Genomic DNA, 1,074 nt, shown 5'->3' on the forward strand with positions numbered 1-1,074 from the left:
AACTACCAATAAAAAGGTTGATAAAAAGGACAAATTATTTATTATCGCACAAATAAACAAATTATTAAAAGAATTGGAATAAAAACCAGAAAGGAATAAACCTTATGTTGAATTGGTTATTGAAAATAAAAATGTTTATTATGGCTTTGTTTTTAAATATAAGCGATTTTTGCCTCAAATTTATTAAAGGATTTGCGGTTGAGGAAATTTTGGCCCATCGAATAGATACTATGCAAACCACTATTTTTACTGTCTTGCTTATAACAGGGTTTAAACCTGTTTTTCAATTATTAATTAATATTATTGTTTTTGTGAAAGACATCATTATGGGTTTGTTTTTTAAGCAAAGAAAATTAAAACATTTAGCAAAAAAAGAGGCTAAACAAGAAGAAAACCTCCAATTACTATTACAAAAGCTTGAAAAGATAAAAAGTTCTAACCACAAATTAAGAGAACAAATAGAAACTTTAACACAAAATATTGGAAAAAAGGAAGAAAAACATGAATGAACATTTATTTAGTTTAGGATTTATGTTAGGCAGTTTGTTTTCTTGTGGTATGGGCGCCAAAGAGGCCTTATTAACAGCAAATTAACGAATTGCAATGTGTGATAATCACATACTTCATATTCTTGGTTTATCAAACGAAAGAATGATAGATTACAGCAGAGAATAAAAGCGGATTGAGGTTAAGTTCATAACCAAGACGAGACCGCAAGAAGAAAAGAATTCCAAGGAGAAGTCCTGAAATGGACCTAAAAGCAAAAAGAGGAGTAATAAGTAAACCAAATCGAAAGGAACTGAAACGACTTGTAAGATGGGAACAAATAATTAAAATACCAGATTATTTGTATTATCAAGAGGTAAAAACCCCTTCCTGGTTTCAATACCAACATCTTAACTCACCTGGCTAAACGGTATTTACCTACCTTATGAGGTAAAAACTTATAAGTTAATGCTAAGGTTAGCGTCCCTAAAGAATTCATGTAGTTAATAAGAGTAACTTGGATTTTCCTAAAAGTCAAGGTTAAAACCTAAAACATAAGAGGATAAAAAGTCTTATGGATTCAAGAAA

The 1,074-nt window shown here is 29.8% G+C and carries 1 protein-coding gene; it reads left to right on the plus strand.

Translation table 11 applies throughout. From position 1 onward, the window contains the following. Positions 1–104: 104 nt before the first annotated feature. Positions 105–509, plus strand: coding sequence for a hypothetical protein (locus RI76_RS02145; protein ID WP_017192503.1), 405 nt, complete (start codon positions 105–107; stop codon positions 507–509). Positions 510–1,074 lie beyond the last annotated feature (565 nt).

It is taken from the genome of Milkweed yellows phytoplasma str. MW1, from assembly GCF_000309485.1.
Taxonomy (GTDB): domain Bacteria; phylum Bacillota_I; class Bacilli_A; order Acholeplasmatales; family Acholeplasmataceae; genus Phytoplasma.